We start from the raw sequence: 23,454 nt of genomic DNA, 5'->3' as shown, positions 1-23,454 counted from the left end.
CGGCGGTCACACGTCAATCCGCTTCGGCAACCCGTACGAACGAGTCGCCGTTCCGCCGAGGATCGCGGCCTGCTCGTCGGTCCCGAGCTCGTCGACCAGGCGTCGTACGACGCGCCAGTGCGGCGCGTAGCCGCCGTCGTGCACCGTCATCGGCCAGTCGCCGCCGTACATCAGCCGGTCCGGGCCGAACGCCTCCAGCGCGAGCTCCCAGACCGGCCGCAGCGCCTCGACGCTGAACGGCTGTCCGGAGCGCTGGAGACCGGAGACCTTGGCGACGACGTTCGGCCGGGCGGCGAGGTCGCGCACCGCCGCCGCCCACGCGTCGAGCTCGTCGGTGCCGCGCGGCGGCTTGCCGAGGTGGTCGAGCACGAGGGTCAGCCCCGGCACCGCGTCCGCGAGCGCCGGCAGCCGGTGGAGGTGGCGCGGCCAGGCATCGGGTACGTCGAGGGGCAGCCCGCGCTCGGCGAGCAGGCCGAGGCTTCGGCGTACGCCGGGCAGCTTGAGGAAGTCGTCGCGCGGGTCGTCGTGGACCAGGTGGCGTACGCCGCAGAACCGCGGGTGGGTGCCGTAGTCGTCGAGCTGCCGCTCGGCCGTCGCCGGATCGTCGAGCCGGACCCAGCCGACGACGCCGGCGACGAAGGTGTGGGCGTCGGCGGCGGCGAGCATCGCCCGCGTGTCGGCCTCGGTGTCGTCGGCCTGCACGAGGACGGCGCGGTCGACCCCGGCCGTGGTCAGCTCGCGGGCGGCCTCATCGGCGGTGAAGGTGCGGTGGAGCGGCCCGTGCTGAGGGCCGAGCCAGCGGTAGCCGCCGGAGCCGAGGTCCCAGACGTGCAGGTGGCTGTCGACGATCATGCCGCCACCAGCCCCTCGTCGCGCAGGTCGTCCCAGAGGGCCGCCGGGACCGGGTCGCCGAGCCGGCGTCCGTTGTCGCGGACCTGGTCCGGCGTCGCGCCGCCGACGACGACCGCGGCCACCGTCGTCTCGCGGAGCGGGTACTGCAGCGCCGCCGCCGGCAGCGGCACCCCGTGGTCCCGGCAGAGGGCGGCGATCCGGCGGGCCCGGTCGAGCAGCGCGGGCGGGGCCGGCTCGTAGTCGAACAGCGCGCCGTCGGCAGGCTCGTCGGTCGCGAGCAGGCCGGAGTTGAAGACCGCCGCGGCGACCACCCCGACGCCGTGCGAGCGACACAGCGGCAGCACCTCGGTGGCGGCCGACTGGTCGAGCAGGGTGAGTCGGCCGGCGACCATGAGCAGGTCGGGCAGCCCGGTCCGCGCAGCGGCGGCCAGCGCGGCGGTGTCCATCGAGCCGACCCCGACCGCCGAGACGACGCCCTCGTCGCGGAGCGCGGCCGCCGCCGGCAGCGCCTCGGCCAGGCCCTGCTCGAGGTCGTGCCGCTCCGGGTCGTGGACGTAGACGACGTCGACCCGGTCGAGCCCGAGCCGGGTGAGCGAGTCGTCGAGGCTGCGACGTACGCCGTCGGCGGTCAGGTCCCACACCCGGGTCGTGTCGGCGGGTACGACGAAGTCGTTGGCCAGGTCGAGCCCGGTCCCGCCGGGGTCGGGACGCAGCAGCCTGCCGACCTTCGTCGAGACGACGAACTCGGACCGCCTCTTGGTGGCGAGGAAGGCGCCGAGGCGCCGCTCGGAGAGTCCGAGGCCGTAGTGTGGCGCGGTGTCGAAGTAGCGCAGCCCGCTCTCCCACGCCGCATCCATGACCGCCCAGGCGTCCTCGTCGCTGAGCGCCCGGTGGAGGTTGCCGAGGTTGGCCGCCCCGTAGCCGAGCGGCCCCAGCCGCAGGTCAGGCATGGCTGCCGGATCCGGCCGGGTAACGGTGGGCCTCGATGGAGGCCGCGAGCATCTCCGCGCCCGATCCCGGCGCGGTCGGCGCGGCGTACCGACCGGCGCGCACCTCGACCGGGGTCACGAAGTGCTCGTGGAGGTGGTCGACGAACTCGATGCAGCGGTCCTCGGTCGTCCCCGACACCGCGACGAAGTCGAACATCGCGAGGTGCTGCGCGACCTCGCACAGCCCGACGCCGCCGGCGTGCGGGCAGACCGGGACGCCGAACTTCGCCGCGAGGAGCAGGTTGGCGAGGTTCTCGTTGACGCCCGCGACCCGGGAGGCGTCGATCTGCAGCACCTGGAGCGCGTCGGCCTGCAGCAGCTGCTTGAAGACCACCCGGTTGGCGACGTGCTCGCCGGTCGCGACCCGCACCGGGCTGACGCCGCGGGCGATCGCGGCGTGGCCGAGGATGTCGTCGGGGCTGGTCGGCTCCTCGATCCAGGCCAGGTCGAACCCGGAGAGGGCCTTGACCCACTCGATCGCCTCGGCGACGTCCCAGCGCTGGTTGGCGTCCACGGCGATCGCCACGTCGGGGCCGCACGCCTCGCGGGCGATGCCCAGCCGGCGTACGTCGTCGGCGAGGTCGCTGCCGACCTTGAGCTTGATCTGGGTGAACCCGTCGGCGACGGCCTCGTGACAGAGCCGGGCGAGCTTCTCGTCGTCGTAGCCTAGCCAGCCGGGCGTGGTGGTGTAGGCCGGGTAGCCGCTGCGCAGCAGCTCGTCGGTGCGCTCGGCGCGGCCCGGCCGGGCCGCCTCGAGGATCGCCAGCGCCTCGTCGCGGGTGAGCGCGTCGGTGAGGTAGCGGAAGTCGACCAGGTCGACGAGCTCCTCGGGCGACAGCTCGGCGAGCAGGCGCCACAGCGGCTTGCCATCGCGCTTCGCGCGCAGGTCCCACAGCGCGTTGACGACCGCGCCGATCGCCATGTGGATGACGCCCTTCTCCGGGCCGAGCCAGCGCAGCTGGGAGTCGTGGACCAGCTCGCGCCAGAGGCCGCCGAGGTCGGCGAGGACCGGCTCGACCTCGCGTCCGACGAGGTGGTCGCGGAGCGCCTCGATCGCGGCGACCTGGACGTCGTTGCCGCGGCCGATGGTGAAGACGAAGCCGTGGCCGTCCAGCCCGTCCTCGGCGTCGGTGCCGAGGTGGAGGTAGGCCGCCGAGTAGTCCGGGTCGGGGTTCATGGCGTCCGAGCCGTCGAGGGTGAGCGAGGTCGGGAACCGGACGTCGTCGGTCTGGTACGTCGTGAACCGGCTCACGGGGCTCCTCGGCAGTTCGACACAATGAGTGTGGGTGGGTGACAGCGGTCACACTAGACATCCGACGTCTGGGGGGTCAACGGTTTCAGACCGCGGACTGGACGGGGCTGACAAAGGGTCGAGAGATCGGATATCTGTTGGGGTGGATAGCCGCCCGCAGTCGTACACAAGCCGACACACTCAAGCGACACACTCAAGCGACACACGCAAGGAGACTGCCGATGAAGCTCGCCCGCCTCGGACCCGCAGGTGAGGAGCGACCGGTGCTGGTCCGGGAGGACCGCTACTACGACCTCGGCGCGATCACCGCCGACATCGACGGCGCGTTCCTCGCCGGCGGAGGCCCCGAGCGCGTCCGTGAGGCACTCGAGGCGGGGACGCTGCCCGAGCTCGCCGGCGCGGACGGACTGCGCGTCGGCGCGCCTATCGCCCGCCCGGGTGCGGTGCTCTGCATCGGCATGAACTACGCCGCCCACGCCGCCGAGTCGGGCTCGAAGCCGCCCGAGGTCCCGATCCTGTTCCTCAAGACCCCCAACACCGTGTCGGGACCGTACGACGACGTGGTGATCCCGCGCGGCAGCACGAAGACCGACTGGGAGGTCGAGCTCGGCGTCGTGATCGGGCGACGGGCGTCGTACCTCTCCTCGCCGGCGGAGGCGATGGCCCACGTCGCCGGCTTCGTCACCGCGAACGACGTGTCGGAGCGGGCCTTCCAGCTCGAGCGGTCCGGCGGGCAGTGGAGCAAGGGCAAGTGCGCGGCCGGCTTCAGCCCGATCGGTCCGTGGCTGGTGACGCCCGACGAGGTCGACCACCGCGCGCTCGGCCTGCGGACGACCGTCAACGGCGAGCCGCGGCAGGACTCGACGACCGCCGACATGGTCTTCGGGGTCGAGGAGCTGGTCCACGACCTGTCGCAGTACCTCGTCCTGGAGCCCGGCGACCTCATCCTCACCGGCACGCCGCAGGGCGTCGGGCTGTCGGGGAGCTTCCCGTATCTCGCCCCCGGCGACGTCGTCGAGCTCGAGGTCGACGGCCTCGGCCGGCAGCGCCAGCGCTTCATCTCCTACGACGACGGAGGGATCTCCTGATGGGTGACTTCGACGGCCTCGTGGCGACCGTGACCGGAGGCGGGTCCGGGATCGGCCAGGCGATCGCGACGCTGCTCCAGGAGCGCGGCGCCCGGGTCGCGGTGCTCGACCTGGACCCCTCAGGAGCTCCCGAGGGAGCGCTCGCCGTCAAGGCCGACGTGACCGACGACGCCTCGGTGCGCGCTGCGGTCGAGACCGTGGTCAGCGAGCTCGGCGGCCTCGACGTCCTCGTCAACAACGCGGGCATCGGGGCCCAGGGCACGGTCGCCGACAACGACGACGAGGAGTGGCGGCGGGTGCTCGACGTCAACGTGCTCGGGATGGTCCGCACCAGCCGCGCCGCGCTCCCGCACCTGCGCCGCTCGGACGCCGCGGTCATCGTCAACACCGGCTCGATCGTCGCCACCGCCGGGCTGCCGCAGCGGGCGCTCTACAGCGCGAGCAAGGGGGCCGTGCTCGCGCTGACGCGGGCGATGGCCGCCGACCACCTGGCCGAGGGCATCCGGGTCAACTGCGTCAACCCGGGAACCGCCGACACGCCCTGGATCGGGCGTCTGCTCGCCAAGGCCGACGACCCCGCCGCCGAGCGGGCCGCCCTCGAGGCGCGCCAGCCGCACGGCCGGCTGGTGAGCGCCGAGGAGGTCGCGGGCGCGGTCGCCTACCTCGCCAGTCCCACCTCAGGCTCCACGACCGGCACCGCGATCTCCGTCGACGGCGGCATGCAGGACCTGCGGCTCCGGCCGCGGTCGTGACGCTGCGTCAGGACGTCTCCTCGACGCTCACGTCGTCGGGCTGGAGCCACGTGTCGCTCCCGGGGCCGTCGAAGCCGGCGTAGACCGTGATCTCGTCGACGCCGGCAGGCACCCGGACCGTCAGGGCCCGCTCGGTGTAGTCGGCCGTTGCCGGGAACCCGACCCTGGCCAGGTCGGTGCCGCCAGCGCGGACCCCGAAGGCGCCCTTCTCGAGCGCGTCGGAGGAGCGAGCCCCGGGCGTCGCGCTACGGCCTGGGGAAGGCGGCCCGCTCCTCGACGGACGGGATGCCGAAGGGGACATGCGGCAGCGTCTGGTACCAGTAGGCCACCGAGGCGTAGTCGTCGCTGCGCTTGTTGTCGTGCCCGTGCTCGATCGTGACCTTGATCGACTTCTCGAAGGTGACCGGATCCTCGATGTGGAACCGGTAGAGCGAGATCTCCCCGCTCCAGTTCTCACCGCCGGGCAGGGTGATGCCGTGGTACGGCGCGGCGTACGCCTGGGTGGGGCACCACGCAGTGTTGAAGTAGTCCTCGGTGCCGGTCCCGTGCAGGGACGGCGGGAAGGGCTCGCCGTCGACGAAGATCATGTCGTCGCCCTCGCCGTACCAGTTCCACTCGGCGGACTCGCGGAGGTTGCGGATGCTCAGCACGCACCCGACGTAGTGCCCGCGACCCTCCGCCTCGAGGAGGACGTAGTTGCCGTCGCCGGTGAGGTTGTGGCCCTCGAGCAGGAACTGCCGGTTGGTCTCCACGCCCTGGGGCACGCCGTCGGTGGGATTCTGCCGCCGGAACTGCGCGTGGAAGTAGGCGAGATCCTCCTCGATGCCGTCGAAGAGCTCGTAGTCGACGTAGTAGTAGAAGTAGACCGGCGACTGCGTCAGCTCGCTGATCAGCTCGACCCTCGCCCGCGTGCGGAACGGCATGTGGAACCAGCTGTTGAACCCCTTGCCGTCCTCGGGGCTCATCTGGAGCGGCGCGGAGGAGAAGTTGACCGTGCGACCGTGACCGACGCCGAAGAAGTCGCCCAGCGGCACCAACACGCTGGGGTGCTCGGCGTCGTCCCAGGTGATCTTGAGGACGAGCCGGCGCAGGTAGTCCTTCTCGACCTCGTCGCCACCCTCCACCAGCGGCTGCGCGACTGTGCACCAGAGGTGGTTGATCGAGCCCGGCCCTTCGATGTCGGCGAGCACCGCGGTCTGGCCGGGCCGGACCGTCAGCCGGTCGTCGTTGCCGCCGCTCCGGTCCCAGCTCGCCTCCCGCCGACGACGGCTGCCCCTCAGCCGGGGGAGGTCGCGCAGGCTGCTGCCGTAGCTGCCATAGGTCACTGGGGGGTCTCCTTGTGGGTCGGGATCGGGTCGATCGAGGCGTGCGGTCTCACTTGAGCCCAGAGGTCTTCATCGCGTCGACCAGGCGACGCTGGCCGGCGAGGAACACGACGATGGTGGGGATGGCGGCGAGCACAGAGGCGGCGAGAATGTAGTTGTACGCCGAGGAGTACTGCCCGGTGAGGCTGGACAGCCCGAGCTGGATGACGGTGAGGTCCGGGCTCCGGGTGATCGTCAGGGGCCACAGGAACGCGTTCCAGTTGGCAAGGAAGAACAGCACCGACAGCGACGCGAGCGCGGGCCTGCTCATGGGCAGGATGACGTGCCAGTAGCGCTTCCAGTAGCCGCAGCCATCGAGCTCGGCGGCCTCCTCGAGCTCGCGAGGCACGGTCAGGTAGAACTGCCGCAGCAGGAAGATCCCGAACGCGTTGAAGATCGCCGGGACGATGAGCCCGGCGTAGCTGTCGAGCATCCCGAGTTGCTTCACCACCAGGAAGAGGGGCACCAGGATCACCGGCAGCGACACCAGCAGCGTCGAGATGATCAGCGAGAAGACCAGCCCGCGGCCCGGGAAGCGCAGCCGGGCCAGTGCGTACGCCGCCATCGAGTGGGTGAAGAGGGCGATGACCGTGACCGCGACGGAGACGATGGCGCTGTTGAGCAGGTAGCGCGGCACCGGGACCTCCGTCAGGACGTAGCGGAGGTTGTCCAGCGTCCAGCGCGTCGGCAGTCCGGTCGAGAACAGGTCGTCGGCCGGCCGCAGGGCGGATACGACCACCCAGAGCATCGGCAGGATCGCGACGACGGCGAGCACGTGGGCCACGATCGGAAGGGGCCTGACCCGCGAGCGGCTAGTCCTGGTCAAAGCGTCCTCCCCTGGTGAAGGCGAACATCACGCCGGTGATGACCACGAGGAGGGCGACGACCAGCGTCGTCATCGCGGAGGCGTACCCGATGTTGCTGAACGTGAAGGCCTGCTCGTAGATGTAGAAGACGATCGTCGAGGTCGCGTTGGCCGGGCCGCCCTTCGTGAGCACGTAGACCAGGTCGAAGGCCTGGATCCCCGTCACCGCGCCGACCGTCGCGTTCACGGCCACGAAGAAGCTGGTCGGACGGAGCAGCGGCCAGGTGACGTTGCGGAACCGCTGCCAGCGGCCCGCACCGTCGAGCTCGGCGGCCTCCTCGAGCTCCTTCGGGATGTCGGTGAGTCCGGCCAGGAAGATGAGCATGAAGTAGCCCATCAGGAACCACACGCTGATCAGCACGTAGGTGCCGAGTGCGAGCCGCGGCGAGCCGAGGAAGGACACGTCGCCGAGCCCGAGCGGCTCCAGCGCCCGCGCCGCCACGCCGCGCTTCTCGACCAGCAGGAACTGCCAGATCAGCCCGATCACCACGAGGCTCACGACGTTCGGCATGAAGAACGCCGCCCTCACCCAGCCGACACCGCGGAAGCGGCCGCGCACGAGCAGGGCCAGGGCGAGGCTGACCACGAACGCGACGGGCACGAACGTCACCACGTAGACCCCGGTGACCCGCAGGCTGTGCCAGAACTGCGGGTCGTGGGCCATCGTCCGGTAGTTCTCCAGCCCGACGTAGGTGTAGTTGCCGAACCCGTCGACCTTGTACAACGCCACGCCGAAGGCGAGCACCATCGGCAGGCCGACGAACAGGGCGAGCCCGATCGCGTCGGGTGCGAGGAAGAGGTACGCCGCCAGCGCCTCGCGCCACTGGCGCGACCGCCGCGCTCGCGGCGGCCGGCCGGCGGCCCTGGTCCCGGCGGTCGCGGGGGTGCCCGCGTCGAGGGGGGAGGTCTGCAGCGTCATGGTCAGAGGATCGGAGCGCCCTGGTAGGTCTGCAGGTAGCTGTCGATCTTCGACGATGCGTCGGCGGCCGCGCCGGCCGGGTCGGCGCCACCGAGCTGGCAGGACTGCAGCGCGTCGGAGATCGCCTTGTAGACCTCGGGCGGGAACCGCGGCTCGGGCCGCCCGCCGGGCGCGATGTCCTCGACGAAGGTCCTCAGCACGGGGGTGTCGTAGGCGCCGTGGGCATCGGCCGCCCGCCGCACGGACTTGCGTGGCGGCAGGTTCGTCTTGGCGACGGTGTTCCACTTTCGGCACCGGTCGATGCTCTCGGCGTCGTCGGAGCCGAGGGCCCAGGCGACGAACTTGGCCGCCGCCTCAGGGTTCTTGCCCTTGGCGTTCGCGACGAAGGCCCAGCCGCCCAGATCGGTCGTGTAGGTGCCGCCGTCGGGGAGGGGCAGCTTGAATACGCCGTACTTGTAGTCGGGGTTGCTGTGCTTGAGGTCCGAGACGCCCCAGATCCCCGTCTGCTCCATCGCGACGTAGCCGGAGGCGAGGTTGGCCGGCGCGTTGCCACCGCCGTCGCCCTGGGGCTTGCGGGGCGCCCAGCCGTTCTTGATCGTGTCCTGCCAGAGTTGGAGGGCCTTCACGGTGCCAGGCGAGTCGAAGACGCTCTTGCCGTCCTTGACCGCGTCGGCGCCGGTCTGCCACATGAACGGGTACCAGGTGAAGTTCTGGTAGTAGCCGGGGATCGTCTCGAAGATGATCCCGAACCGCTTGTCGGTGGTCAGCTTGTCGGCGGTGTCGAGGAGCTGGTCCCAGGTCTTCGGGATGTCGCCCTCGGAGAGGCCGGCGGTCTCCCACGCCTTCAGGTCGTAGAACATCGACAGCGGCTCGACCTCCATCGGCAGGCCGTAGATCTTGTCGTCGACCATCCGTGTGTCAAGCACGCCGGGCTGGAAGTCGTCGCGCACGTTCTGCGGGATGTACGGCGTCAGGTCCTGCAGCACGCCGCCGTTGTAGTAGCGCAGGAAGTCACCGGGGCTGATGAGGAAGATGTCAGGTCCCTCGCCGGACTGGAACGCGGTCTGCAGCGCGGTGCCGGCGAGGTACTCCGACACCGGCATGTAGTGGAGCCTGATCTTGACCTCGTTGTTCCTGTTCCACTCCTCCGCGAGGTCGACGAACCACTGGCTCTGGGGGTTCTTGTCCGGCGCCGGACCGTTGAAGTTCCAGAAGGTCAGCTCCTTCGCGGAGCCTCCGGCACTGCTGCTGCCGCAGCCGGCGAGGAGGGTCCCGGCGGAGCCGGCGAAGAGCGAGGCCGCGGTCAGCCCGAGACCGCCGCGGACGAAGCCGCGTCTGGTGATCCCCGTCGACGGCGGCATGATGAGCGAGGGGCGACGATCCGTCATTGGATGCCTCTCCGGGTCGCCGGGCCCGAGAAAGAGCCCGAGATGAGTAATCGATTTCACGCAAGTTACGTCGGTCACATTGGAGCGTCAAGGGCTTGGCGTGCGATCATGAAATCGATTTTTGAAGCATTCGATTTCCCTGCCCCTCGTCGGCAGGCCCGAGCGAGGTGCGGCTGTTGACCACCATCTACGACGTCGCGACGCGTGCCGGCGTCTCCGCAGCGACCGTCTCCCGCGTCCTCAATGGAAGCGACTCGGTCGCCCCCGACCTGGCCCGGCGGGTGCGCGACGCCGTGGCCGAGCTCGACTACCGCCCCAACGGGGTGGCGCGGAACCTCCGCCGCCGGGCGACCCGGGTGTGGGGGCTGATCATCTCTGACATCGGCAACCCGTTCTTCACCGCACTCGTCAGGGGCGTCGAGGACGCCGCCCACGAGGCGGGCTACTCGCTCGTCCTGTGCAACAGCGACGAGATCCTGGAGAAGGAGCAGAGCTACATCCAGGTGGCCGTCGACGAGCAGATGGCGGGGGTCATCCTGACGCCGAGCTCGGAGGCCGACAGCGATCTGACCCCCCTGCTCGAGCGGGGCATCCCGGTCGTCGCCGTCGACCGCCGCCTCGACCGGCACGACGTCGACACGGTGGTGGGCGACAACGTCCGCGGTGCGCTCCTTGCCACACAGCACCTGATCGCCTCGGGCTGCCGCCGGATCGCCTGCATCACCGGCCCCACCAAGACGACGACCGCCCAGGAGCGACTCCACGGCTACAGGCAGGCACTGACCCGGGAGGGCATCGACGTCGACGAGGGCCTCGTGATGATCGAGAACTTCAAGGAGGACGGCGGGTACGCCGGCGCCACCGGCCTGCTCGACCTCGACGAGCGGCCCGACGGGCTGTTCGTCGCCAACAACCTCATGACGGTCGGGGCCCTCGAGGCGCTGGTCGACCGCGGCGTCGAGGTGCCGCGCGACCTGCTGATCGTCGGCTTCGACGACATCCCCTGGGCGAAGCTGACCCGCCCGCGGCTGACGACGGTCGACCAGCCGACGTACCAGATGGGCAAGGACGCCGGCACCCTCCTCGCGGGCCGGCTCGGCGGCAACACCGGCCCGGCGCGCACGATCATGCTGTCGCCGACGCTGCAGGTCCGGGAGTCCTCGGTCAGGTCCTGAAGGGGCCGGCGTCGCGCGACGTCATTCCGTCGTACGCCGGCGGGCGTCCCCGTCCGTCTGACGTCCTGCACCGCCGGCGCGATGTGACGCTTGACACTGAAATCGATTTCTGACACGGTCGCGGCATGGCCGAGGCAGTCCTCGGTGTCGACATCGGCACCTCCAGCAGCAAGGGCGTGCTCGTCGACCTCGGCGGGCGGGTGCTCGCCTCCGTGACGCGACAGCACGCGGTCAGCCGGCCGCGCCCGGGCCACGTCGAGATGGATGCGGCGGTGTGGTGGGACGAGCTGGTCTCGCTCAGCCGTGAGCTGCTCGCCGGCGGCGACGCCGAGGTCCTGGCCGTCGGCGTCAGTGGGATGGGTCCGTGCGTGCTGCTCACCGACGAGGCCGGCGCACCGCTGCGTCCGGCGATCCTGTACGGCGTCGACACCCGCTCCACGAGACAGATCGCCGAGCTCACCGAGCGGTACGGCGACGAGGCGATCCGCGCCCGGGGCGGCTCGTCGCTGTCCACCCAGGCGGCCGGCGCGAAGATCGCCTGGGTCGCCGAGGAGGAGCCCGAGGTCTTCGCCCGCGCCCGCCGGCTCTTCATGCCGAGCTCCTGGCTGGTGTGGGGCCTGACCGGGGCCTACGTCCTCGACCAGCACTCCGCGAGCCAGTGCACGCCGCTCTACGACATCGCCGCCGAGACGTGGTACCGCCCGTGGGCCGACGACATCTGCCCGGACCTCGAGCTCCCGCCGCTGCGCTGGTCCGGCGAGGTCGCCGGCACCGTGAGCGCCGGGGCCGCCCGTGAGACCGGTCTCCCGGAGGGGATCCCGGTGATCACCGGCACGATCGACGCCTGGGCCGAGGCGGTGAGCGTCGGTGCCCACGGGGTGGGCGACCTGATGCTGATGTACGGCACCACGATGTTCCTCGTGAACACCGTCGCCGAGACGGTGACCAGCCCCTCGCTGTGGGGCACCGTCGGGGCGCTGCCCGGCACCCGCTGCCTCGCCGGCGGCATGGCCACCTCAGGTGCGATCACCGCCTGGCTGCGCGACCTGTTCGGCGAGGTCGACTACCCCGAGCTGGTCAAGGCGGCGGCATGCTCGCCGCCCGGCGCCAACGGGCTGCTGATGCTCCCCTACTTCGCCGGGGAGCGGACCCCGGTCATGGACCCGCACGCGCGCGGCGTGATCGCCGGGCTCACCCTCAGCCACGACCGCGGCGACCTCTACCGGGCCGCGCTCGAGGCGATCGGCTACGGCGTACGCCACAACATCGAGACCATCGAGGCCGCCGGCGGCGACGTACGCCGGATCGTCGCGGTCGGCGGTGGCACCCAGGGCGACCTGTGGACGCAGATCGTCACCGACATCACCGGCCGCGAGCAGGTCGTGCCGACGCAGACCATCGGCGCGAGCTACGGCGGTGCGCTGCTGGCCGCGCAGGCCGTCCGCCCTGCCGTCCGCGGTGTCTCGATCGAGGCGTGGAACCCGGTCCGCGAGGTCCTCCGCCCGCAGCCGACCGCGGCCTACGCCGACCTCTACCCGCGCTACCTCGAACTCTACACCAGCACCCGGGACCTCTCCCACGTTCTCGCGGCGCTGCAGCAACGCTGATCACGACGAAGGAGTCACCATGTCCACCGCGCCCACCGGTTACGCCGTTCCCGTCCTCGCCGAGCCGCCCGCCGCGGAGCCGCAGACCGTCTACACCGTCGCCAGCGGCGACCTCCGCCCGGCCGCCAACGTCACCTGCTGGCCGACCCAGCAGCAGCTCGAGGCCGACCTGGAGACGGCGCTGGCCAAGCTCGGCTGGCAGGTCCGCCGCGGTCACGCGTACGACGAGGAGAAGGGGCACGGCTTCATCGACAGCCAGCGCGCCGGCATCGAGGTCTTCAAGACCCTGCCGCCCGAGGCGCCGCTGATCGTGGTGGAGGGGGTGTGGCAGTACAGCCACCACGTCCTCGCCGGGCTGCGCAGCCACCGCGGCCCGATCCTGGTGGTCGCCAACTGGCTCGGCGAGTTCCCCGGCCTGGTCGGCCTGCTCAACCTCACCGCCAGCCTGACCAAGGCCGGCGTCGAGCACTCCACGCTGTGGAGCAAGGACTTCACCGACGACTGGGCCGTGGACGGGCTGCGGACCTGGCTCGAGACCGGCCGCATCGAGCACGACCTCAGCCACGTCCGCGACGTCGGCACGCTGCCGGCCTCGCCCGAGACCGAGCTCGGCCGGGCGCTGGCCCGCCAGCTGCGGACCGAGAAGGCGATCATCGGCGTCTTCGACGAGGGCTGCATGGGGATGTACAACGCGATCTTCGACGACGAGCTGCTCAACCCGCTCGGCATCTACAAGGAGCGGCTCTCCCAGAGCGCCCTGGTCGCGGAGATGAACCGGGTCGGCGACGACGAGGCGGCCGGCGTACGCCGCTGGCTGGAGGAGGCCGGGCTCGACTTCCGCACCGGCACCGACGAGGCCACCGAGCTCACCGACGCCCAGCTGCACAGCCAGTTCAAGATGTACGTCGCCGCGCTGCGCATCTGCGACGACTTCGGCCTCGACGCCGTCGGCATCCAGTACCAGCAGGGCCTCAAGGACACCGTCCCGGCCAGCGACCTCGCCGAGGGACTCCTCAACGACCCGCACCGCCCGCCGGTGCTCTCCCGCGACGGCTCCCGCGAGCTGTACGCCGGCCGCGCGCTGCCGCACTTCAACGAGGTCGACGAGGGCGTCGCCGTCGACTCGCTGGTCACCAACCGGCTGTGGACGGCGATGGGCCTCGACCCCTCGACCACGCTGCACGACATCCGCTGGGGCGAGGAGTACGACGGCCGCTTCGTCTGGGTCTTCGAGATCTCCGGCTCGGTGCCCGCCTCCCACAACGGCGGCTACGAGAGGTCCTGGAGCATGCGGCAGCCACCGATGTTCTTCCCGCTCGGCGGCGGCACCCTCTCCGGGGTCTCCAAGCCCGGCGAGATCGTCTGGTCACGGGTCTTCATCATGGACGGCGTCCTCCACGCCGACCTCGGCCGCGGCACCGTCGTACAGCTCCCCCCGGAGGAGACCCAGCGCCGCCTCGACGCGACCAACCCGCAGTGGCCGATCATGCACGCCGTCCTCCACGGCGTCGGACGCGACCAGCTGATGGCCCGACACAAGGCCAACCACGTCAACGTCGTCTACGCACCCGACTCGGCCACCGCCGACCGCTGCCTCGCCGCCAAGGCAGCCCTCTTCGACGAGCTCGGCCTGCAGGTCCACCTCTGCGGGGACGTCAGCCTCTAGCCAGCCGGCGTACGACGTCGTCGACCATGGCCGCGAGCACCTCCCGGCCGTGGTCGGCCGACGCCGCCGTCGGATCCCCGAGGACTCCGTTCGCGGAGACGGCGGCGACGCCGCCCGCCATCAGCGCGGGCAGGATCTCCTCGAGCGGCGCGGTGGTGCCGGCGGCCGCCCGCTCGAGGCGTACGCCGTCGGGCCGCAGGTGCAGCATGAGCGAGGTCTCGGTGTGGCCGGCGTGGAGGTCGACCTCCCCTGAAGACGCTGTGGCGCACGGCACCCACGCGACGTCGTGGCCCTCGGCGACGAGCTGGTCGACGGCGGAGACCAGCGTCGGCACGTTGCCGCCGTGGCCGTTGACGAACACCACGCGCCCCGCCCAGGTCGACAACGAGCGGACCAGCTCGACGACGACCAGCCGCAGCGCCTCGGCGCCGATCGACATCGTGCCGGGGAAGCTCTGGTGCTCGCCGCTGTTGCCGTAGACCAGCGGCGGCGCGACCACCGCCCCGAGCGGCTCCGCCGCCCCGGCCGCGACCGCCGCGGCGATGACCGCGTCGGTGTCGAGCGGCAGGTGCGGTCCGTGCTGCTCGACCGAGCCGGTCGGCACCAGCACGAGCGGCCGCTCGGGTACGTCGGGCCAGGCCTGCCCGGCGAGCTCCGTCACGCGACTCTCCCTCCCGGGTCCCTGACCGTCACAGACGCGACACGCCACCAGAGCGTTCCAGAGCCTCAGGGACGCGGGGCGGCGGTCCCGTCGACGAGCGCGCTGTCACGCGGCTGCGGGATGGTCGCCGCGAGGTCCTCGAGCGGGAAGTGGCAGGCCACGAAGTGGCCGTCGCCGCGGTCGGCGAGGGCGGGCTCCTCGAGCGCGCACCTCTCCTCCGCCCGCGGGCAGCGGGTCCGGAAGCGGCAGCCGCTCGGCGGGTCGAGCGGCGAGGGCGGCTCGCCCTGGAGCGGCACCGGACGCCGCGCCTGGCCGGTCTCGGGGTCGAGGCCGGGGATCGAGTCGAGCAGCGCCCTCGTGTAGGGGTGCCGCGGCGCGAGGTAGATCTGCTCCGCCGGCCCCACCTCGGCCAGCTGGCCGAGGTGCATGACCGCGACCCGGTCGCTGACCTGCTTGACGGTCGCCAGGTCGTGGGCGATGAAGAGGTAGGACAGCCCGAGCTCCGACCTCAGCTGCTCGAAGAGGTTGAGCACCTGCGCCTGGATGAGCACGTCGAGCGAGGAGATCGCCTCGTCGCAGATGATCAGCGCCGGGTTGAGCGCGATCGCCCGCGCGATCGCGACCCGCTGCGCCTGGCCGCCGGAGAGCTCGAGCGGCCGCCGACGGCTGTACGACGAGGGGTCGAGCCCGACCAGGTCGAGCAGCTCGGCCACCCGCTTGCGGCGCGCGTCCCGGCTCCAGCCGTGGGCGAGCAGCGGCTCGGCGATGACGTCCTCGACCCGCCAGCGCGGGTTCAGCGACCCGAACGGGTCCTGGTAGACCATCTGCATCTCCGCGCGGGCCTTCTTGAGCGCGTGGTGGGACGCGCGCATCAGGTCCCTGCCCTGGAAGACGACCTCGCCGGACTTCGGCCGCGGCGCCTGGATGATCGAGCGCGCCAGCGTGGACTTGCCCGAGCCGGTCTCGCCGACGATCCCCAGGGTCTCCCCCGGCATCAGGTCGAAGGAGACGTCGGAGACCGCGTGGACGACGCCGTTCTTCACGCCGCCGACGCCGCGGCTCACGAACTCCTGGACGAGCCCGCGCACGCTTAGCAGCGGCTCGGTCGCCGCCCGGTCGCTCCGGCCGGTCTGCTCCTGCTCGACGACGCTCATGCCTCTCCCCCGTCGGTTCGATGGTCGGTCGCGGCGGCGCGCTGGTCGGCGCGCTGGTCGGCGGGCGGCGTCGCGACGGCGGCGCGCCGGTCGGCCGGGTGCCAGCAGGCGAACCAGTGGCCGGGCTCGTGCTCGGCCAGCGGCGGCCTCTCGGCGCAGTCGTCGGCCGCGTTGGCGCACCGCGGCCGGAAGGCGCAGCCGGTCGGCAGCGCGCTGAGGTCGGGCGGCTGCCCGCCGATGACCGGCAGCTGGCTGTGGGCCTGCGTCGAGAGCTGGGGGATCGCGCCGAGCAGCGCACAGGTGTAGGGCATCCGCATGTGCGCGAAGAGGTCGGTGGTCGAGGCGTACTCGACCGCACGGCCGGCGTACATCACCAGCACCTCCTCGGCGTAGCTCGCCGCCAGGCCGAGGTCGTGGCTGATCATGATGACCGCCATCCCGAGCCGCTTCTGCAGGTCGACGAGGAGCTCCATGATCTGCGCCTGCGTCGTCACGTCGAGTGCCGTGGTCGCCTCGTCGGCGATCAGGAGCCTCGGGTCGCCGGCGAGCGCGATCGCGATCATCACCCGCTGCCGCATGCCGCCCGAGAGCTGGTGGGGGTACTCGTGGAAGCGCCGCTCCGCCGCGGGCAGCCGGACCAGCTTCAGCAGCTCGACGGCCCGCTCGCGCGCCGCCCTCTTGTCGAGGTCGCGGTGGGCCTTGATGGCCTCGACGATCTGCGCCCCGATCTTCATCGTCGGGTTGAGCGAGCGGGTCGGGTCCTGGAAGACCATCGCGACGTCGCAGCCGCGCAGCTTGCGCATCTCCTTCTCGCTGCGGCCGACCAGCTCTATGTCGTCGCCCGGCCGGCCGAGCCGGGCCGAGCCGGTGACCGTGGCGCTGGGCGGCAGCAGCCCCATCAGCGCCCGGGTGCTCACGCTCTTGCCGGAGCCGGACTCGCCGATGATCGCCAGCATGCTGCCCGGCCTGACCTCATAGGAGAGCCCGTTGACGGCGTACACCGTCCGGCCGGCCCGCGAGAAGGTCACCCGCAGGTCCGAGACGGTGAGGATCGGCTCCTCCGCGCTGCTCCCGCCGTTCGTACGCCGGGCCCGGGGCCGGTCGCCCGGCATGCCGACCGCGGACCGGTCGGGCCGGTCGAGGGTGGCGCCGTCGAGGGTCTCGTGGACGTTCATCGGCCGCTCCATCGGGCTCGCAGGGACTCACCGAGCTGGTTGAAGGACAGGACCGTGATGAGCAGCGCGACGCTCGGCCAGACGACCTCCATCGGGGTCGCCGACATGCTCTGCTGGCCGTCGAAGATCATGTTCCCCCAGCTCGGCGCCGGCGGCGGGATGCCGAGGCCGAGGAAGCTGAGCGCCCCCTCGGTGACGATCACGATGCCCATCCCGAGCGCGGCGAAGCTGATCAGCTGCGGCCCGATGTTGGGCGTGATGTGCCGCAGCAGGATCCGCCACCAGGGACTCCCGCACAGCTGCGCCGCCTGCATGAACGGCATCTCCCGCAGTCGCAACGTCGAGGACCGCGCGATGCGCGCCACTGCCGGGATGCTGAAGAAGGCGAGCGCGAAGATCGTGTTGCGCTTGCTCGGGCCGAGGCTCTGCGCGACGGCCAGGGTCAGCACCAGCGACGGGAACGCGATGAGCACGTCGAGCCCGCGCATGATGAGGGTGTCGACGATGCCGCCGACGTACGCCGAGATCGCGCCGATCCCGCCGCCGATCACGAGTCCGATCAGGTTGACGGTGATGCCCACCTCGAGGGAGGCGCGGCCGCCGTACAGCAGGCGGGAGAGGATGTCGTTGCCGTTGGAGTCGGTGCCGAGCAGGTGGCCCGAGGAGAACGGCGAGAGGCCGGACTCGAGCACGTCGCCGCCGGTCGGCTTCGCGATCGGCAGCACGACCGGGCCGAGGAAGCAGATGGCCAGGATGAAGACGACCATCCCGGCCGGCACCCAGGTGCGGACCCAGACCCGCCACCGCCCGCGGGGCCGCGTGGTCGCGGCGAGGGCGGTCTCCAGCTGGGCGCTGGACGCGTCAATGACTGCCATAGCGGATCCTCGGGTCGAGTACGGCGTACAGGACGTCGACGAGCAGGTTCGCGAAGACCGCGATCGCGGCGAAGATGATCACCAGGTCCTGGACCACGACGGTGTCGCGGGTGTTGATCCCCTGCAGCAGCAGCTGCCCGAGGCCCGGGAGCGCGAAGATCTGCTCGATGATGACGGTGCCACCGACGAGGGTCCCGATGTTGAGACCGACGATGGTGATCATGCCGAAGGAGGAGTTCCGGAAGGCGTGCATCCAGAGCACGCGCCACGGACCGATCCCCTTCGCGCGGGCGGTGTCGACGTAGTCCTCGCTCTGCATCTGGTCGACGAGGTCGCCGCGCAGGAAGCGGGTGTAGAAGCAGAACAGCGGGATCGCCATCGCCAGCGTCGGCAGCACCATCGACTTCAGGTTGGGTCCGAGTCCCTGCCCGAGGCCGACGTAGCCGATCGCCGGCAGCACGTTGACCTCCACGGCGAAGACCAGGACCAGCAGCAGGGCCAGCACGTAGTTGGCGACCGCCAGCCCGGTGACCGAGCACAGCATGCTGATCCGGTCGAAGACCCCGCCCGGCCAGCGGGCGGCGAGCAGCGCCACGGGGACCGCGGCGGCGAGCGAGACGATGAACGCGAGCGCCACCAGCTCGAAGGTCACCGCCCACCGGTCCGCGAGCATGCTCGACATCGTCTGGCTGCTGACCATCGAGGTGCCGAGGTCGCCGTGGAGGGCCCCGGTGAGCCAGTCGAGGTAGCGCTGCGGGCCCGACTCGTCGAGGTGGTACTCGTGCCGCAGCGCCTCGACCTGGGCGTCGGTGGCATTCATGCCGAGCATCGCCCGGGCCGGGTCCCCGGGGATCAGGCTGAGCACCCAGAAGGTCAGCACGCTGACCCCGAGGAGGATCGGGATCGCGAGCAGGACCCGCTTGACGATCAGCCGCACGAGGGGGGAGCCGGCCGCCCGGCCGAGGCGGCCGAAGCCGGTCCTCGGCCGGGTGGGAAGGAGTCCCGAGGCTACGCTCACTGCTCTCTCCACACCTCGTCCCAGATCGTCTGCGTGTTCACAGCGAGTGCTGGGATCGGGGTCGTGAGGCCGGGTCCGTGCACGCCCTTCGCCACGATGTTGGCGGGCGTGAAGGCGATGCCGAACGGGGCGTACGCCTTCTGGGCGATGTACTTCGCGGCCTGCTGGTACAGCTTGTCGCGCTGGGCGCTGTCGGTGGTCGCCGCGGCCTGGAGGAAGTAGTTGTCCAGCTTCGGGTCCTTGACCCCGGTGAACGGCGAGGTCGAGGCGAACCGGAACGCGACGCCGACGCCGGCGGCCGGGTCCCACGCGCCTGCGGTCTGCAGCAGCGCCTGCCAGTTGCCACCCGTGAAGGCCTGGATCACCTGCGGGAGCTGCATCGGCTTCGTCGTCACCTTGATCCCGGCCTTCTCCCACTGCGTCTGCAGCGCGGTGATGACCTGGTTGGCGGTGTAGATCGCCGTCGTGCCGAGCTGGACGTTGAGCCCGCCGAGCTCCTTGACGAGCGCCTTGGCCTTGTCGAGGTCGTAGTGCAGGTAGCCCGGGACCTTCTCGTGGTAGAAGAGCCCACCCGGCGCGGTGAACGACTCGCTGACCGGGAGGTCGCTGCCCTTGAACAGGCCCTTGCTGATCGCGTCGAAGTCGGTGGCGTAGTAGATCGCCTGGCGCGCCTTGATGTTGTTGAACGGCGCCTTCATCGTGTTGAGCTGGATGACGTACGGCGAGGTCGCCGGGCCCAGCGTCACGGTGAACTTGCTGTTCTTCATCGCCTGGGTGATGAGCGGCGAGGTGCTCATGCCCTCGTACGCGTCGGCCTGCCCGGCCTCGAGGGCCTGGTACGCCGGCTGGTCGCCGCCGATCGACTTGAAGGTCAGCTTGTCGAGGTAGGGAAGACCCTTCTTGAAGTAGTTCGGGTTCTTCTTCAGCACCAGCTCCGAGCTGAGCTGGTCGCTGACGACGGTGAACGGGCCCGCGCCGACCGGGGCGACCTTGAACTTCGCCGCTCCCAGCTTCTGGAACGCCGTCTTGGAGGCGATCCAGTTGACGTTGCTGATCGGCAGGTTGGAGATCAGGGCGCCGTTCGGCTGGGTCATGTGGATGACGACGGTGAGGTCGCCCTTGGCGACGATCGGGTCCTTCTTCGTCAGCTGCCACGTCGGGGCGCAGCTGCAGGGGGAGCTCGTGTCGCGCAGCATGTTCCAGACCACGGTCTGGGCGTCGAACGGCGTACCGTCGCTGAACTTGATGCCCGGCCGGAGCTTGATGGTGAGCGTCTTGCCGCCGTCGCTGAAGGCGTACGACTCGGCCTGGTTCGGGACGATCTTGGCGTTGGAGCCGTCGTCGTCGGCACGCAGCAGGAACAGACCGCCGAAGATCGACTGCATCTGCGGCAGGTTGGCGCCACCGGTGGTGTTGGTGGCGGGGTCGAGGCCGGAGGCGTAGCCACCGGCGAAGCTGGCGTCCTCCAGCACGGTCAGGCTGCCGCCCGACTGCGCCGGGCCGACCTGGGCGCCCGCGTCGCCCTTCCCGTCGTTGCTCGAGGCGCTTGAACCACAGGCCGCGACGGCCATGGCGACGGCGAGCAGCGCGGCCAGCGGGCCGAGAAGCCGCGCCTTCCGGTTGACATTCGCGATTCTTCTCACGTCATGCTCCTGCTCCGGAGTAGGGCTCGGGGGATGGTGGGGTGGCCGGGTGGGCCGAGCCTCACCCGGCCTCGGTCGAGTGACCGAGATCACGTGGTCAGCCTCGTCCGTGCCTCAGGTGCCTTCCACGACGCTTCCGTCGGGCGAAAGGGAAGGCTTGATGGTCGCTCGCTGGCGCTCGCTCTCCCGCCGTACCGGATCCGCCTCATCGGTTGGTCCAGACCTCGTCCCAGACGACGGCCGTGTCTACGGCCATCGCGGGGATCGGCGTGGTCAGCCCGGGGCCGTACACGCCCTTCACCGCGACGTTCGCCGGTGAGAACGCGATGCCGAACGGGCCGTACGCCTGCTTCGCGACGTACGCCGCCATCTGCTGGTAGATCGCGTCCCGCCTGTCGGGGTCCGTGGTCGCGACCGACTCGTCGAGCATCCGGTCGAGCCGGGGGTCCTTGACGCCGGTGAAGGCGGAGTCGGAGGCGAACCGGAAGATCACCCCGATCCCCGCGGCCGGGTCCCACGAGCCCGCGGTGGCGACCATCGCCTGCCAGGTGCCGGCGGTGTACTGCTGGATCTTCGGCTGCAGCTGGTAGGCGCTGACCTCGACCTTCATCCCCGCCTTCTCCCACTGCGTCTGCAGCGCGACCGCGAGCTGCCGGTTGTTCTGGTCGTCACTGGTCCCGAGGTGCACGGTCAGGCCGCCGAGCTCCTGCACGAGCTGCTTGGCCTTGTCGAGGTCGTAGTGCAGATAGCCCGGCACTTTCGCGTGGTGGAAGAGCCCGCCCGGCGCCGTGAACGACTCGCTGACCGGGTAGGCGCCGTCGAAGATCCCGTCGGCGATCGCCTGGAAGTCAGTGGCGTAGTAGATCGCCTTCCGCGCCCTGATGTCGTCGAACGGCGCGGCCATGGTGTTGAGCTGGATGAAGTACGGCGAGGTCGGCGGACCCGGCGTGACCTGCAGGTCAGGGTTCTCCTTCGCCTGCTCGAGGATCGACACGGTGGCCATGCCGATGTAGCCCTGCGCCTGCCCCGACTGCAGCACCTGGTAGCCGGGCTGGTCGCCCTCGATCGAGGTGAAGGTCAGCGTGTCGAGGTACGGCAGCCCCTTCCGGAAGTAGTGCGCGTTGCGCTCGAGCACGAGCTCGGAGCTGAGCTGGTCGCTCTTCACGACGAACGGGCCGGCGCCGACCGGCGCGACCTTGAACCTCGCCGTGCCCAGCTTCCTCAGCGCCGTGGGAGAGGCGATCCAGTTGACGTTGCTGACGGTGAAGTTGCTGATCAGCGCGCCGTTCGGCCGCGCCAGGTGTACGACGACGGTCAGGTCGTCGGGGGTCCTGATCGGGTCGCCCTTCGCCAGCTCCCACGTCGGCGCGCAGCTGCACGGGGACCCGATGTCGCGGCGGAAGTTCCACGCCACCGCGGCCGCGTCCATCGGCGTACCGTCGCTGAACGTGATGCCCGGCCGGAGCCGGATCGTGAGGGTGCGCCCGCCGTCGCTCAGCTGGTAGCTGCGCGCCTGGTTGGGGACGACCCGGGCGTTGTCGCCGTCGTCGTCGGCCCTCAGCAGGAACAGCCCGCCGAAGATCGCCTGCATCTGCGGCAGGTTGGATCCGCCGGTGGGGTTCGTGGCCGGGTCCAGGCCGCCCGCCCATCCGCCCTCGTGGGCCACCGGCAGCAGCACCTTCACGCTGCCCCCGCGCTGTGGCGTGCCCGGGTCGCCCGTGCCCTCCCCGCTGGAGGACGCGCCGCACGCGGCCAGCGCGAGGGCCAGGGCCGCGGCTGCGGCTGCTGCGAAGGTGCGGGTCAGTGCGTGGGTCCGACGCCGTCGTCGGTCGATGATGCGCATGTCGAGCTCCCGAGTGCCTCAGGGGACCGTCCGGTCACGGTCGCCTCCAGCACCTTCGCGGGCGCTCGTGGTGCTCGGCACGCCCGCTTCCGGCCGTCGGAAGAGCGATGTCGCCCGCCCTTCCGCGACACGGAAGCGGCACCCGGTCTCAGGCGTCGGGGTCGAGGCCGAGCCAGCGGTAGGCGTTGCGCCAGCCGATGTCGTCGAACTGCTCCTCGGGGAGGTCCATGGAGCGGAGCGTGCGGGCGACGGGGTCCTCGCGGGGCATGGCGGGGAAGTCGGAGCCGACGAGAAGGCGGTCGGCGCCGTACAGGTCGATGAGGTAGCGGAGCGTTCGCCGGTCGAAGACGAGCGAGTCGTAGTAGAACCGGCGGGCGTACTCCAGCGGCGAGGGTCCGTCGTCCGGCATGACGGCACGCTCGGGGTTCTTGGGCTCCTCGTTCCACGTGCCGCCCCAGAAGTAGTTGGCACGCGGCAGCATCATCGCCAGCCCGCCGGCGGCGTGGGAGAAGGAGATGCGCAGGTCGGGGCAGGCGGCGGCGGTGCCGCCGAGGATCATCGAGGCCGCGGCGTACACACCCTCGATGCCGACGACGTAGGTGCCCATCGCCGACATCGGCAGCCGGTCGCTCGGGGACGGCATCGCGTGCACGAAGACCGACAGGCCGAGCCGCTCGGCCTCGAGGAAGAAGTCCCGGAACTTCTCGTCGCCGATCGAGGAGCCGAGGATGTTGGAGGCGATCTCGACGCCTGCTAGACCGAGGTCCTTGACCGCCTTCAGCTCCGCGGTCGCGGCGTCCGGGTCCTGCATCGGGACCATGCCGAGGCCGTGCATCCGCTTCGGGTCGTGCTGGGTGACGCCGGCGGTGACCTCGTTGACGTGGCGCGCGAGCGCGAGCCCGTCGGCGAGCGGGAGGTCGTAGCGCAGCAGCGGCGGCATCGGGCTGAGCACCTCGACGTCGACGCCGGAGGCGTTCATCGCCTCGACCCGGCGCTCGGCCTCGAAGAAGACCTCCTTCGCGGGGAAGCGCATCTGGCCGAAGACCAGCAGCCGGTCGGCGGAGCCCTCGATCGGCTCCATCGACGGGAAGCACTCGGGCGCGTCGGCGGGGTAGTCCTTGGGCAGCAGGTGGGCGTGGGCGTCGACGATCACGGCGTACGACCTTCC

The 23,454-nt window shown here is 71.0% G+C and carries 21 protein-coding genes; 5 read left to right on the top strand and 16 right to left on the bottom strand.

The features are described 5' to 3' along the window. Window positions 1-6 precede the first annotated feature (6 nt). Genes ABLE53_RS06830 through ABLE53_RS06820 form a run of 3 tightly spaced genes read right to left on the bottom strand, consistent with a single transcriptional unit; the run spans window position 7 to window position 3,093 of the window. Window positions 7-852, bottom strand: coding sequence for an amidohydrolase family protein (locus tag ABLE53_RS06830; RefSeq protein WP_348858003.1), 846 nt, complete (start codon window positions 850-852; stop codon window positions 7-9). Further along, window positions 849-1,802: an aldo/keto reductase gene (locus ABLE53_RS06825; protein ID WP_348858002.1), complete on the bottom strand. Its 954-nt coding sequence runs from the start codon at window positions 1,800-1,802 to the stop codon at window positions 849-851. The genes ABLE53_RS06830 and ABLE53_RS06825 overlap by 4 nt, the downstream gene beginning before the upstream one ends. Beyond that, a complete protein-coding gene (locus ABLE53_RS06820; protein WP_348858001.1) occupies window positions 1,795-3,093 on the bottom strand; it encodes an L-fuconate dehydratase in 1,299 nt (432 codons plus the stop codon). Before ABLE53_RS06820 ends, ABLE53_RS06825 begins: the two co-directional genes overlap by 8 nt. A gap of 221 nt (window positions 3,094-3,314) precedes the next feature. Here ABLE53_RS06820 and ABLE53_RS06815 point away from each other — a divergent pair, with 221 nt between their 5' ends. Further along, the gene (locus tag ABLE53_RS06815) at window positions 3,315-4,181 is read left to right on the top strand and encodes a fumarylacetoacetate hydrolase family protein (protein WP_348858000.1); all 867 of its coding nucleotides are present in this window, start codon (window positions 3,315-3,317) and stop codon (window positions 4,179-4,181) included. After that, window positions 4,181-4,933 (top strand): SDR family NAD(P)-dependent oxidoreductase, encoded by a 753-nt coding sequence (locus ABLE53_RS06810; protein ID WP_348857999.1) that lies wholly within the window; start codon window positions 4,181-4,183, stop codon window positions 4,931-4,933. The genes ABLE53_RS06815 and ABLE53_RS06810 overlap by 1 nt, the downstream gene beginning before the upstream one ends. A 7-nt stretch (window positions 4,934-4,940) precedes the next feature. Here the strand turns inward: ABLE53_RS06810 and ABLE53_RS06805 are convergent, their stop codons facing one another. Genes ABLE53_RS06805 through ABLE53_RS06785 form a run of 5 tightly spaced genes read right to left on the bottom strand, consistent with a single transcriptional unit; the run spans window position 4,941 to window position 9,469 of the window. After that, a complete protein-coding gene (locus ABLE53_RS06805; RefSeq protein WP_348857998.1) occupies window positions 4,941-5,234 on the bottom strand; it encodes a hypothetical protein in 294 nt (97 codons plus the stop codon). After that, window positions 5,179-6,258, bottom strand: coding sequence for a glycoside hydrolase family 172 protein (locus ABLE53_RS06800; RefSeq protein WP_348857997.1), 1,080 nt, complete (start codon window positions 6,256-6,258; stop codon window positions 5,179-5,181). Before ABLE53_RS06800 ends, ABLE53_RS06805 begins: the two co-directional genes overlap by 56 nt. Window positions 6,259-6,307: 49 nt before the next feature. Next, window positions 6,308-7,123, bottom strand: coding sequence for a carbohydrate ABC transporter permease (locus ABLE53_RS06795; protein WP_348857996.1), 816 nt, complete (start codon window positions 7,121-7,123; stop codon window positions 6,308-6,310). Beyond that, entirely contained in the window at window positions 7,110-8,081 is a 972-nt protein-coding gene (locus tag ABLE53_RS06790; RefSeq protein WP_348857995.1) for a carbohydrate ABC transporter permease, read from the bottom strand. Before ABLE53_RS06790 ends, ABLE53_RS06795 begins: the two co-directional genes overlap by 14 nt. Before the next feature lie 2 nt (window positions 8,082-8,083). Next, on the bottom strand, window positions 8,084-9,469 hold the full coding sequence (locus ABLE53_RS06785) for an ABC transporter substrate-binding protein (RefSeq protein ID WP_348857993.1): 1,386 nt from the start codon (window positions 9,467-9,469) through the stop codon (window positions 8,084-8,086). Window positions 9,470-9,645: 176 nt separating this feature from the next. Between ABLE53_RS06785 and ABLE53_RS06780 the strand changes: the two genes are divergently transcribed. From ABLE53_RS06780 to ABLE53_RS06770, 3 genes are all read left to right on the top strand, one after another. After that, window positions 9,646-10,644, top strand: a complete 999-nt coding sequence (locus tag ABLE53_RS06780) for a LacI family DNA-binding transcriptional regulator (RefSeq protein ID WP_348857991.1) — start codon at window positions 9,646-9,648, stop codon at window positions 10,642-10,644. Between the two features lie 125 nt (window positions 10,645-10,769). Beyond that, window positions 10,770-12,251: an FGGY-family carbohydrate kinase gene (locus ABLE53_RS06775; RefSeq protein ID WP_348857990.1), complete on the top strand. Its 1,482-nt coding sequence runs from the start codon at window positions 10,770-10,772 to the stop codon at window positions 12,249-12,251. Window positions 12,252-12,270: 19 nt separating this feature from the next. Continuing rightward, window positions 12,271-13,917 (top strand): hypothetical protein, encoded by a 1,647-nt coding sequence (locus ABLE53_RS06770; protein WP_348857989.1) that lies wholly within the window; start codon window positions 12,271-12,273, stop codon window positions 13,915-13,917. Here the strand turns inward: ABLE53_RS06770 and mftE are convergent. The 8 genes from mftE to ABLE53_RS06730 all read right to left on the bottom strand — a co-directional run bounded on the left by mftE (window position 13,907) and on the right by ABLE53_RS06730 (window position 23,439). Then, entirely contained in the window at window positions 13,907-14,578 is a 672-nt protein-coding gene (gene mftE, locus ABLE53_RS06765; protein ID WP_348857988.1) for a mycofactocin biosynthesis peptidyl-dipeptidase MftE, read from the bottom strand. The two genes, ABLE53_RS06770 and mftE, sit on opposite strands and share 11 nt — an antisense overlap. Before the next feature lie 65 nt (window positions 14,579-14,643). After that, window positions 14,644-15,732, bottom strand: coding sequence for an ABC transporter ATP-binding protein (locus tag ABLE53_RS06760; protein ID WP_348857987.1), 1,089 nt, complete (start codon window positions 15,730-15,732; stop codon window positions 14,644-14,646). Beyond that, window positions 15,729-16,907, bottom strand: coding sequence for an ABC transporter ATP-binding protein (locus ABLE53_RS06755; protein ID WP_348857986.1), 1,179 nt, complete (start codon window positions 16,905-16,907; stop codon window positions 15,729-15,731). Before ABLE53_RS06755 ends, ABLE53_RS06760 begins: the two co-directional genes overlap by 4 nt. Then, on the bottom strand, window positions 16,904-17,782 hold the full coding sequence (locus ABLE53_RS06750; RefSeq protein WP_348857985.1) for an ABC transporter permease: 879 nt from the start codon (window positions 17,780-17,782) through the stop codon (window positions 16,904-16,906). Before ABLE53_RS06750 ends, ABLE53_RS06755 begins: the two co-directional genes overlap by 4 nt. After that, window positions 17,769-18,800: an ABC transporter permease gene (locus ABLE53_RS06745; RefSeq protein ID WP_348857984.1), complete on the bottom strand. Its 1,032-nt coding sequence runs from the start codon at window positions 18,798-18,800 to the stop codon at window positions 17,769-17,771. The genes ABLE53_RS06750 and ABLE53_RS06745 overlap by 14 nt, the downstream gene beginning before the upstream one ends. Further along, window positions 18,797-20,443, bottom strand: a complete 1,647-nt coding sequence (locus tag ABLE53_RS06740; RefSeq protein ID WP_348857983.1) for an ABC transporter substrate-binding protein — start codon at window positions 20,441-20,443, stop codon at window positions 18,797-18,799. Before ABLE53_RS06740 ends, ABLE53_RS06745 begins: the two co-directional genes overlap by 4 nt. Window positions 20,444-20,648: 205 nt before the next feature. Continuing rightward, window positions 20,649-22,286: an ABC transporter substrate-binding protein gene (locus ABLE53_RS06735; RefSeq protein WP_348857982.1), complete on the bottom strand. Its 1,638-nt coding sequence runs from the start codon at window positions 22,284-22,286 to the stop codon at window positions 20,649-20,651. A gap of 148 nt (window positions 22,287-22,434) precedes the next feature. After that, window positions 22,435-23,439: an amidohydrolase family protein gene (locus ABLE53_RS06730; protein WP_348857981.1), complete on the bottom strand. Its 1,005-nt coding sequence runs from the start codon at window positions 23,437-23,439 to the stop codon at window positions 22,435-22,437. Between the last annotated feature and the right edge of the window lie 15 nt (window positions 23,440-23,454).

Origin of the sequence: Nocardioides asiaticus (assembly GCF_040049175.1) — a bacterium.
Taxonomy (GTDB): domain Bacteria; phylum Actinomycetota; class Actinomycetes; order Propionibacteriales; family Nocardioidaceae; genus Nocardioides; species Nocardioides cheoyonin.
The sequence above is the reverse complement of the archived record's forward strand: the minus strand, read 5'-3'. Positions and strand labels throughout refer to the sequence as shown.

Coding starts and splice junctions, on each gene's coding strand:
- ABLE53_RS06830 (WP_348858003.1), bottom strand. CDS start 852: ATGATCGTCGACAGCCACCTGCACGTCTGGGACCTCGGCTCCGGCGGC.
- ABLE53_RS06825 (WP_348858002.1), bottom strand. CDS start 1,802: ATGCCTGACCTGCGGCTGGGGCCGCTCGGCTACGGGGCGGCCAACCTC.
- ABLE53_RS06815 (WP_348858000.1), top strand. CDS start 3,315: ATGAAGCTCGCCCGCCTCGGACCCGCAGGTGAGGAGCGACCGGTGCTG.
- ABLE53_RS06810 (WP_348857999.1), top strand. CDS start 4,181: ATGGGTGACTTCGACGGCCTCGTGGCGACCGTGACCGGAGGCGGGTCC.
- ABLE53_RS06805 (WP_348857998.1), bottom strand. CDS start 5,234: ATGTCCCCTTCGGCATCCCGTCCGTCGAGGAGCGGGCCGCCTTCCCCA.
- ABLE53_RS06790 (WP_348857995.1), bottom strand. CDS start 8,081: ATGACGCTGCAGACCTCCCCCCTCGACGCGGGCACCCCCGCGACCGCC.
- ABLE53_RS06785 (WP_348857993.1), bottom strand. CDS start 9,469: ATGACGGATCGTCGCCCCTCGCTCATCATGCCGCCGTCGACGGGGATC.
- ABLE53_RS06775 (WP_348857990.1), top strand. CDS start 10,770: ATGGCCGAGGCAGTCCTCGGTGTCGACATCGGCACCTCCAGCAGCAAG.
- ABLE53_RS06770 (WP_348857989.1), top strand. CDS start 12,271: ATGTCCACCGCGCCCACCGGTTACGCCGTTCCCGTCCTCGCCGAGCCG.
- ABLE53_RS06760 (WP_348857987.1), bottom strand. CDS start 15,732: ATGAGCGTCGTCGAGCAGGAGCAGACCGGCCGGAGCGACCGGGCGGCG.
- ABLE53_RS06755 (WP_348857986.1), bottom strand. CDS start 16,907: ATGAACGTCCACGAGACCCTCGACGGCGCCACCCTCGACCGGCCCGAC.
- ABLE53_RS06750 (WP_348857985.1), bottom strand. CDS start 17,782: ATGGCAGTCATTGACGCGTCCAGCGCCCAGCTGGAGACCGCCCTCGCC.
- ABLE53_RS06735 (WP_348857982.1), bottom strand. CDS start 22,286: ATGCGCATCATCGACCGACGACGGCGTCGGACCCACGCACTGACCCGC.